We start from the raw sequence: 9639 nt of genomic DNA, 5'->3' as shown, positions 1-9639 counted from the left end.
TTTAAAATGGAGTTATTCATCCTCCAAAGGATTTTATATTGGATTTAAAGCCACTGTTGTTCTAGATTACGATAGTATGAATCCTGTTTCAATTTTAATACATTCTGGAGCACCCAATGATTCTAAACTTTTTGAGGAAATTATGGAAACACTGCAAAAAAGACGTATTATCCAAAAAGGAGACATATTAATCTTTGACAAAGGATATTACAGTTATCAAAATTACCAATTAGGAATTATCAAATATAAAATCGTTCCTTTCATTTTTCCAAAAGAAAATTTCAAAAGAACAAAACTAAACGACCAATTATCCTATCCATTACAATTATTTAAGAAAACAAAGAAAGTATTGGCTAAAAAACAATTCTACAACAATTTAAAACACGAATTATTTAAAAGACTAGACAATTGGGAAAAATTCAAACCGATCAGAGGAAAAATAGAAGACTTTTTCAAATTACTCAAACAAGGATTGAATTTAAGACAAATACACAAATACACACCAAAATCAGTAGCAAAAACCGTATATTTAAATGTATTTTTAGGAGCACTAATTATATCGCAAGGATTTTACTCAAAAACCGCCATACAACAACTTTCAGAAAACTGAAAAATTCAGGCCCCTAAAGAAATTTATTACATTGTATAAAAAATATTTCTAATTTTTATACCTTATTCAAGAAATTCCTATATATGTATTTATAAACTTAATAAAATATAAGTATATTGAAAAAATACTGTAAAAGTAAAATAAATATTACAAATTAAAAAAAGCCATGAGCTCCCATGATTGGGAGTCGTCATCACTAATCAAAAAAAGCCATGAATTCACGAGATTCCTGAGTCTCGCTAAATTCATTGATGAACTCATGCAAATCATTGATGAATTCCTGTTTTCTTTTATCCAAATCCTTGATTTGAGAATAATCCTTCTTAACAGAGATGCTCATTAGGATATCATCTGTTTCAAGAGTGATTTCCGGATATAATGAATCGATGAAATCATCCATTTCTATCCTCTTCCAAGTTCCTGATGAGCCCTTGCAAGGTGTCCTGCAGCCAATGCCCCTACAAGTGACAATTCACCAGCAAGAACGGTTGCGGCAACAATCTCTGCAAATTCACGAGCATGATTTGAACCGGCCACTCCAAGTATGTTCAACCCTTCATGAGCCACTTCCAAACTTGTTCCCCCTCCAACGGTTGCAACCGGAAGGTCAGGCAGATTCACTGAGAAGTACAAGTCGCCATCCCTGTTTTCGGCAGTGGTTATTCCAAGTGATCCTTCAACCACATGCGCCGCATCCTGGCCGGTTGCCAGAAATATGGCTGCAACCATATTGGCGTAATGTGCATTATATGCCATTGATCCACTTGCAGCTGAACCTATGAGGTTTTTGGCAGTGTTCACTTCCACAATTGCATCTGCGGTTGTCTTGAGTTTCTTCTCAACTATATCCTCTGGGATTAATATGTCTGCAACCACGCTTTTTCCTCTTCCTTCAACAATATTGATGGCTGCAGGCTTTTTATCTACACATACGTTTCCGCTTAATGCTATATGGGTTGCTGTGGTTTCCTCTGCCAGTTTATCTAGGATTTTTTCAGAAGCTATTGTCACCATATTCATTCCCATGCTGTCTCCTGTTGAGAAAACGAACCTTGGATAGACATAGCTTCCAACTATTAAGATAGGATCTATTTTTATTAGCTTGCCGTGAGATGTTGTGCTTTCAGCCAATTCTTTCAATTCATCGAAATTATCAATAAACCATTGCTTGATTTTTAAAGCGTCAGCGATGCCTTCGCATTTGATAGCCGGTGCACGTGTCATTATGTCTGACACCACTCTTGCATTGACTCCTCCGGAAGCTGTTATTGTTGATGCTCCACGGTTGATAGAAGCCACCAATGCACCCTCGGAGGTTGCAAGGGGAACATACACTTCCCTTTGACAGTATTCGCCGTTTATCTTCATTGGTCCGGCAATGCCCATCGGCAATTGCAACACTCCAATTGAGTTTTCAATATTACGGGCAGAGGCTCTTTCCATGTCAAGAGTGTAGTTTGAGATATTGGACAATTCCAGGTCGTATTTCTGTTCTAGGAATTCCCTTCGTATATCTGTTGCTGTTTTCGCGTCCACTTCATTATCAACCTGATAAAGTTTCATTTCGCCGTTTAATAATTTATCAATAATTTCCTGGTTTGACATCTACATTACCTTTTTAAGCAAATCTACGATTTCAGATGGTTTTTTAGCCACTTCCACACCAGCTTCGTTCAAGGCCTTGGTTTTACTTGCAACTGTTCCGGAGGATCCTTGGATGATTGCTCCTGCGTGACCCATTCTTTTGCCCGGTGGTGCGGTTCTTCCTGCAATATATGACACTACTGGCTTGGTCATTTCCTCTTGAATGTATTTTCCAGCCCTTTCCTCAGCGGTTCCTCCAATCTCACCGATTAAGACAACTGCATCGGTTTGCTCATCCTTCTCGAATCTTTTAAGAATGTCAACGTAATTGTCACCGGTTACTGGGTCCCCGCCGATACCCACTGCTGTACTTTGACCTATTCCTGCGTTGGTCAATTCGCTTGCAATCTCATAGGTTAGGGTTCCGCTTCTTGATATCACTCCAACGTTTCCTTCAGCGAAAATATGTGTCGGCATGATTCCGAGCTTTCCCACTCCCGGTGAGATGATTCCTGGAGTGTTCGGTCCGATGATTGTTGTTCCCATCTGCTTTGCATATGCCATGATTTTCATGCTGTCATGGACTGGAATGTGTTCTGAGATGATTACAACAAGGTCCAAGTGTCTGATTGCCTCAAAGGCTGCGTCTTTTGCAAATCTTGCAGGCACGAATATGATGGATGCATTCACATCAACTTCTTCAACGGCTTCTTCCATTGAATTGAAGATTGGTACTTGGTCTAGGAATTTTTGACCTCCTTTTCCAGGTGTCAAGCCTGCTACGATGTTAGTATTATATTTTAACATTTGTTCTGTGTGGAATGAACCTTGCTTTCCGGTTATTCCCTGAACTAGACATTTTGTATCTTCATTTAATAAAATCATACTTATCCTCCTATCTTAATATCCTGGTTTTATTTTCAAATGGAACAGCCAAATCTATTACGTTTCCGTTCATGAATGCAGTGGCTGAAAATATTACACTGCCAGGCAATACATTACAGGTTGTTCCTCTTTTAACCAAATAAACATTCTTATTACCAAGTGCAGCCCCAATCATTGCTCCTGCAACCACTCCTACTGATTCTATATTTTCAATGGTTGCAACAACAACAGGATCATCGGTTTCCGGTGACACATAACCAACACCAGGTATCTTTCTAGTCTTTGGCTCAATCAAATCTGATACATCTGTGCAGTTGCTCATTCCACGTGCCGCCTGAATTGCTGAGTTTGCAACATCCGCCACGAATGGCTCACCTCCATATGTATCGAAACCTAAAACAATTGCATCAGGAAATCTGTCCGGTCTGATATTTGCTTCGGCATATGAAACTCCCTCACCGGCATCTTCAGGATTATCGGCGATTCCAGACACGTCCCCCAGGTTTTCTGCACTCATTTTTAAAACATTAACAATGCCTTCATTGACTTTTTCAAGCAAATCATCCTCTACAAATGCACTGATTACTACATCATCACCTGTCACATTTGTTAAGGCAACATCTTTTGCTCCCAAGTCTTTCACGGTTTGAAGGTTTTTTTCTATAGTTTCTACTAGCTTAGAACTGCATGATACATCATTTTTGGATATATCTGCTCCTATAGCTGTAATCTTCAAATTAACACCTTGTACAATTAATTAATAAATAAATAAAATCTTTGAATTTTATTGGTATATATTATGTTTTTAATTATTAATAAGGTTTTAGAGGAAATCATTGATTTCATCCTTATTTTTCTTATAATATTTAATCAGATATGCAGTTGAAATAACTGCTAAAAGAATAATGAAAATGCCGAAAGTAGTGTACACATTTAAATAGTATATATTAGTACATATTCTAAGTTCATTAAATAAATTGAACAATATGGATATTGAAATTGGTGTTAAAATATTTTTAGTTTTAGTATACGAGATAATTAACACGCAGGAGCATATAAATAAACCCAACAATAATCCGAAACTTCTTCCAGACAATATTACAAAAATTAAAGAAGTTAAAAGAATTGCTGTTTTAATACCTAATTTAACGCATAGCTTAGTAAATGGCACCAGTGTAGAACATTTCTTCTGAAATATCAATAAGTATGAATGCATTTAGAAAAGATAATGCTTCACCAAGAAAATCCGGAAAGTCGAATGCAAATATTCCAGTTGGAAAATTAGGAATAGTTGAAAAATCTAAATTCATGAAATATAATAGATATAGATTATTTAAGCCCGTAATATATAGATATTCATTAATACCCGAGTATAAATACATTATGCTTATGCCCCAAGTGACAAAAAGCAGTGAAATAGAAATTAGTATTATCTCTTTTACATGATTAAAAGTTAATAACTCATTCAACTCACTGCTGAAGTCATGATTTCTGAATTTAACAATGAAAAACAGAATGAATATAATATTTTCCACAAAAAACAATACTGCTGAACTGTTGAACAACAATCCGATAATCTGCGATACAATTAATGCCAGAATATTAATATTATTAACTCATTTACACTTATTTTTCTAAAAATATCCATTGAAGTTTGCATTAAGACTCCCCATGATAATTAGCCATTAATTAATTATTATGAATTATTATATATAATCATAACTATAAAAAAATAAATTTAAAAATTGTATAAGAAATATAGAGAAAATCTATACATCATATCAAATATCAAATTTAGTTTACATTTTAATTGAACATATTTTTTCTAGAAAATTTAATTAATGACATTGATTAAATAATCTATATAATGTATTCACAAACAAAGATTGCAATTCCCATTTTTCAAGAGACATGCGAAGATGTAATCAAAGTAGCGAATGATTGTATCGACAAGGGCGCTGACATTTTGGAGTTCAGAATTGATGCCCTTAAAAATCATGACATTGGTGAAATCAGGGACACCATAAAGGAGATTGACTTTCCAATGATTGCCACCAACAGAATTTCCTCAGAAGGAGGTTCATTTAAGGGTTTCGAGGAGCAACGCGTAAACATCTTATATCAATGCAGCGATATTGTTGATTTCGTTGACATTGAGCTTCAAACAAAGGATGAATACATCGAACTAATCCAAAACACTAATGCTAAATCCATCATTTCCTATCATGACTTTGAAAAGACTCCTGATTTGAATGAGATAATGTATATTGTTGATAAGGAGCATGAACTCGGAGACATTGCCAAGGTCGCTTTCATGCCACAGGACCTGGAGGACACCTTAACCATTTTAGCAGTCCTTTCACACTGCGAAGACACTATTGCCATTTCAATGGGTGATCTTGGAAGCTACACTCGAGTTATGGCTTCAAAATTCAACTCACCAATCACATTTGCAGCAGGCACTGACGTCACTGCTCCGGGTCAGATAGATATTGAAACAATGAAGGCATTGCTCAATATGGATTTGAACATCATGGATGAGTGATTCCATATGGCTAAAAAGATTCTTTTAGCTTTAATAATAATTATCATACTTGTTTTTCTTGCTTTTTTCATGCTAGACAATAATACTGTTCATGTCTTCAATGACGGTGAAAACATAACTGTCGAGACCCATAGCATGTCTAATGTTGATATTGGCCTGTTCAATGAGGAGGTTTGCGACTTGACCTTGAACGTGATGAATGACACCACTTCAAACATCACGACATTGAGAAGCGGCATTGAAAAATTATGCATGGAGTATGGCATTGATGATGCTGAAATAACAATCGATTCAAGCATCGGCACTGACCAGATACCTGTTCTTGTCCATGTGGATGGAACATCCATGCTTCCGACATTAAAAGATGGCCAGACCGTTCTTGTCAACAAGACACATGATGTCCATGTGGGTGATATTGTAGTTGCCGAATCCGATGAGTATGGAGGGGTCATAAAAAGGGTTGACAATATCCAGGGAGATTCCATTCATCTGGTCAGCGACAACAAGAACATTGCCTATGAATTCATCAATGGTGAGCTGTATGAAATCAAGGGAATAACCACATGGGTTGACATTTCTGATGTTAATGGTGTGGTCATTGATTATTGAAGATTGGGAAAAACAATGCCTTAAATGGCACCATTTTTCCAAAAAAAGGGAGATATAAAAATAAGTTAGTTAAACTGCCCTATCACCTTCCTCTCCGGTCCTTATTCTTATTACGTTTTCTACAGGCTGAATGAATATTTTTCCATCCCCAATGTTTCCGGTGTAGGCGCCTCTTTTGATTGCGTCAACAAGCAAATCCAATCCCTCATCCTTCACCACCACTTCTATTCGTGTTTTCGGAATCAGGTCTATGCAGTAGCTTGATCCCCTGTAGGATTCTTTTATTCCCTGTTGGATTCCTCTTCCTTTCACCTCAGAGACTGTCATTCCTTCACAGCCCACTTCCATCAGCTCTTTTTTAACGTCCTCGAATTTTTCCTGTCTTATGATTGCTACAATACGTTTCATGATCTCATCCTTTATGAATTAAAATTGTATGCGGATTCCTTGTGAAGATTGGAGTCAAGTCCACCTACTTCCTCACGCTCATCCACTCTTATACCATTCATAGCCTTGTCTAATATCTTAGCCAATATATAACTTACTGTGAAGGAGTATATTATGGTTGCGATTACGCTGATTATCTGGATTCCCACTTGTCCAGGGTTTCCGTATAGTAATCCTGCCACTCCTCCTATTGATGGGACTGCGAATATTCCTGTGGCTATTGCTCCCCATACTCCTGACATTCCGTGTATGCCCCATACATCCAAGGCATCGTCGTATCCTAGTTTTGGTTTTAGGTAGTATATGGCAAAGTATGATACTATTGGAGCTACTGCTCCTATTATTAATGCTCCTGGAACATCTACGAATCCTGCTGCGGGAGTGATTCCCACCAGACCTGCAACTGCACCGGATATTGCACCCAATACTGTTGGCTTTCCCACCAGGAATGTGTCTATTATTGTCCAAACGATCAGTCCAGTTGCAGCTGCAACGTTTGAGACTATGATTGCATTGGCGGCAAGCCCATCTGCTGCAAGGCCGGACCCTCCGTTGAATCCCATCCATCCGAACCATAACAGTGCTGCACCGAGCACGGCATAGCCTAAATTGTGCGGTATCAGTGAAGTGTCTTTTCTTTTTCCAAGCACTAATGCCACTGCAAGTGCGGAGATACCTGAGTTGATGTGAACCACTGCTCCTCCTGCGAAGTCCAGTGCTCCCATCTGCATCAGCCATCCTCCTCCCCATACCCAGTGAGCAATGGGGACGTATACAAGGCATGCCCATAATGGTGCAAAGATTACCCATGCCTTGGTTTTCATTCTTCCAACCAGTGCTCCGGACATGATTGCACAGGTCAGGCCTGCGAATGCACATTGAAACATTACGAATAGTAGTGTCGGTATTGTGCCGTTTAAGTCATCTAATCCTATCCCTTGCAGGAAGAAATTGGTTGGTGAACCAATTAATCCGTTTATGTCACTTCCAAATGCAAACTGATAACCGAATATGACCCATATTACACTGATTATTGAAAATGCTATGAAAGTTAGGAATATTGTATTTAATACGTTTTTGCGTTTGCTTAATCCTCCATAGAAAAATGCGACTGCAGGAATGCTCATTAGTAATACCAGTAAAGTACATACGAGTATCCATGCAGTGTCGCCTGAATTGAACATAACCATTTTATCTAACTCAATATATTAATTTGTTTATCCTCCCAAACTTAGTCGGAAATGATATGTCGGAAGTATACTTCCGATATATAATGATAGTATATCATCATATATAAACCTTTTGCACGACTGTAAAAAAAATTAGATAATAAATTAAAAAAAATACTAAAAAACCTTAATTTTAAACAAACCATTAAATACTATCTTTTAAAAAAGATAATAATAGTATAAACTTTAAACGTGTTATTATGAAAGGGTCTGTCAAAGCGAATTTAATAATATTTCTAATAGTGGCGGTTGCCGCATTCTGCGTCAGTTCAGCGTTCGCAAGCTTGACAATACATGAGGATCATGACTCCTACAAGCTGATTGCCTTGGAGGATGACTCCTTTGAACCTGATGAAATCAATTATGTGCCAACAATAAAACCGAAAAATACCACTAACACAACAAACACAACCAATATAACAGTAGAAACAACAACAGATGATAATGACACGGATTGGAACGATACTTACGAAGATGATGAATGGGAAACCACTTACGATGAATATGAAGAAGGCTGATGAAAAATGAGTGATAAAAAGAAATTTATCAGAGACAGTGTCTACGGAGATATTCGTTTAAATGAATTTGAAGTCAGGATAATGGACATGCCGCAATTCCAGCGCTTAAGAAGAATAAAGCAACTGGGATTGATCAGCTTAATCTATCCCGGCGCAACCCATACCAGATTCGAGCATTGTGTCGGAACAATGAACCTCGGATCCAAGCTCGCAGAGGAATTAGGATTAACAAGTGACGAAATTGAATTGATAAGGGCATCCGGATTGCTCCATGACATCGGCCACGGCCCATTCTCCCACGTATCCGAAGGAGTGCTGTCATTTCCTCATGAGGAATTAACCAAATACGTCGTCACAAAAACATCAATGCGAGACTTGCTGGAAGAGAAGTTCGACGTCAATGAAATCGTCGACATAGTCAACGGAAAAGGAGACCTTGGCCCTATCGTTTCAGGCGAGCTTGACGTTGACAGGATGGATTACCTTTTAAGGGACTCCCATAACACAGGAGTCACCTACGGCAAGATCGATTATGAAAGAATCATATCCAACATGAAACTGGAAGACGAACTGATTCTTGACATCAAGGGCGTTCAGGCAGCTGAAGGGGCACTGGTGTCCAGGTATTTCATGTACCCGAGCGTCTACCAGCACCACACCACCCGTATCGTCAATTCAATGTTTAGAAGAGCATTGAAACGAACCATTGATGACGGAACAATAAACGAAAATGACATCTACAAGTACGATGACTCAGACATAATCGCAACATTCCGCCACTCCGACAACGAGTACGTAAGCGACATAATGTCTAGGCTCGACAACAGGATCATCCCGAAAAGAGTCAAGACAATCAGGCTGGATAACTTCAAGATGCCTGAGAAAATGTATAAGATAGAATCCAAAGAGCTTAGGAAAGCCGAAGAGGAAATAGCTGAGGATTACGGTTTGAATAAGGATTATGTATTCATCAACATTGCGGAATACCCTCGCTTTGACGAGATGAAAACCCAAGTGAACGTGGACGGCAAACTATACCCATTGACAGAGATATCAAACATCATCGGAGCATTGAGCAAGGCAAGATTCAACATACCAGACATCAGCGTTTATGTTCCGGAAGATGAAAAGTCCAAATTCCAAAAACTGAAACTGGAAAACTACCTGGACCTGCCCGAAATAGACCGGGAAAAGTTCCATGGAATACATTAT

13 protein-coding genes are annotated in these 9639 nt (G+C 38.2%); 6 read left to right on the top strand and 7 right to left on the bottom strand.

Annotated elements, in window-relative coordinates; genetic code table 11:
• Window positions 1-610, top strand: a 610-nt coding sequence (locus tag QZU77_RS09635; protein WP_295603539.1) for a transposase, incomplete at its 5' end; no start/stop codon positions are given.
• Between the two features lie 196 nt (window positions 611-806).
• Here QZU77_RS09635 and QZU77_RS09630 read toward each other — a convergent pair.
• The 5 genes from QZU77_RS09630 to QZU77_RS10865 all read right to left on the bottom strand — a co-directional run bounded on the left by QZU77_RS09630 (window position 807) and on the right by QZU77_RS10865 (window position 4295).
• Window positions 807-1010, bottom strand: a complete 204-nt coding sequence (locus QZU77_RS09630) for a hypothetical protein (protein ID WP_295603537.1) — start codon at window positions 1008-1010, stop codon at window positions 807-809.
• Between the two features lie 2 nt (window positions 1011-1012).
• Entirely contained in the window at window positions 1013-2215 is a 1203-nt protein-coding gene (gene hmgA, locus QZU77_RS09625; protein ID WP_295603535.1) for a hydroxymethylglutaryl-CoA reductase (NADPH), read from the bottom strand.
• On the bottom strand, window positions 2216-3079 hold the full coding sequence (sucD, locus tag QZU77_RS09620) for a succinate--CoA ligase subunit alpha (RefSeq protein WP_295603533.1): 864 nt from the start codon (window positions 3077-3079) through the stop codon (window positions 2216-2218).
• 10 nt (window positions 3080-3089) lie between these two features.
• Window positions 3090-3815 carry a hypothetical protein gene (locus tag QZU77_RS09615; protein ID WP_295603530.1) on the bottom strand — a complete coding sequence of 242 codons (726 nt, stop codon included), beginning with the start codon at window positions 3813-3815 and terminating at the stop codon, window positions 3090-3092.
• Between the two features lie 87 nt (window positions 3816-3902).
• Window positions 3903-4295: a type II CAAX prenyl endopeptidase Rce1 family protein gene (locus QZU77_RS10865; RefSeq protein WP_366208874.1), complete on the bottom strand. Its 393-nt coding sequence runs from the start codon at window positions 4293-4295 to the stop codon at window positions 3903-3905.
• Here QZU77_RS10865 and QZU77_RS09605 point away from each other — a divergent pair.
• From QZU77_RS09605 to QZU77_RS09595, 3 genes are all read left to right on the top strand, one after another.
• On the top strand, window positions 4286-4525 hold the full coding sequence (locus QZU77_RS09605) for a hypothetical protein (RefSeq protein ID WP_295603526.1): 240 nt from the start codon (window positions 4286-4288) through the stop codon (window positions 4523-4525). The genes QZU77_RS10865 and QZU77_RS09605 overlap by 10 nt on opposite strands.
• A 421-nt stretch (window positions 4526-4946) precedes the next feature.
• Window positions 4947-5624: a type I 3-dehydroquinate dehydratase gene (gene aroD / locus QZU77_RS09600; protein WP_295603524.1), complete on the top strand. Its 678-nt coding sequence runs from the start codon at window positions 4947-4949 to the stop codon at window positions 5622-5624.
• Between the two features lie 6 nt (window positions 5625-5630).
• The gene (locus tag QZU77_RS09595; protein ID WP_295603522.1) at window positions 5631-6233 is read left to right on the top strand and encodes a S24 family peptidase; all 603 of its coding nucleotides are present in this window, start codon (window positions 5631-5633) and stop codon (window positions 6231-6233) included.
• A gap of 69 nt (window positions 6234-6302) precedes the next feature.
• Here the strand turns inward: QZU77_RS09595 and QZU77_RS09590 are convergent, their stop codons facing one another.
• Both QZU77_RS09590 and QZU77_RS09585 read right to left on the bottom strand, forming a co-directional pair.
• The gene (locus QZU77_RS09590) at window positions 6303-6641 is read right to left on the bottom strand and encodes a P-II family nitrogen regulator (RefSeq protein ID WP_295603520.1); all 339 of its coding nucleotides are present in this window, start codon (window positions 6639-6641) and stop codon (window positions 6303-6305) included.
• Window positions 6642-6652: 11 nt separating this feature from the next.
• On the bottom strand, window positions 6653-7870 hold the full coding sequence (locus tag QZU77_RS09585) for an ammonium transporter (protein ID WP_295603518.1): 1218 nt from the start codon (window positions 7868-7870) through the stop codon (window positions 6653-6655).
• A gap of 239 nt (window positions 7871-8109) precedes the next feature.
• On the opposite strand from QZU77_RS09585, the gene QZU77_RS09580 reads away from it, so the two are divergent.
• Together QZU77_RS09580 and QZU77_RS09575 are read left to right on the top strand one after the other, a co-directional pair.
• Complete coding sequence (locus QZU77_RS09580) at window positions 8110-8427, top strand: hypothetical protein (protein ID WP_295603516.1); 318 nt, start codon at window positions 8110-8112, stop codon at window positions 8425-8427.
• Between the two features lie 6 nt (window positions 8428-8433).
• The coding region (locus tag QZU77_RS09575; RefSeq protein ID WP_295603514.1) for an HD domain-containing protein at window positions 8434-9639 on the top strand (1206 nt) is incomplete at its 3' end.

Source organism: uncultured Methanobrevibacter sp., from assembly GCF_902774605.1.
GTDB lineage: Archaea > Methanobacteriota > Methanobacteria > Methanobacteriales > Methanobacteriaceae > Methanocatella.
This window is presented reverse-complemented; position numbering and strand designations above follow the sequence as displayed.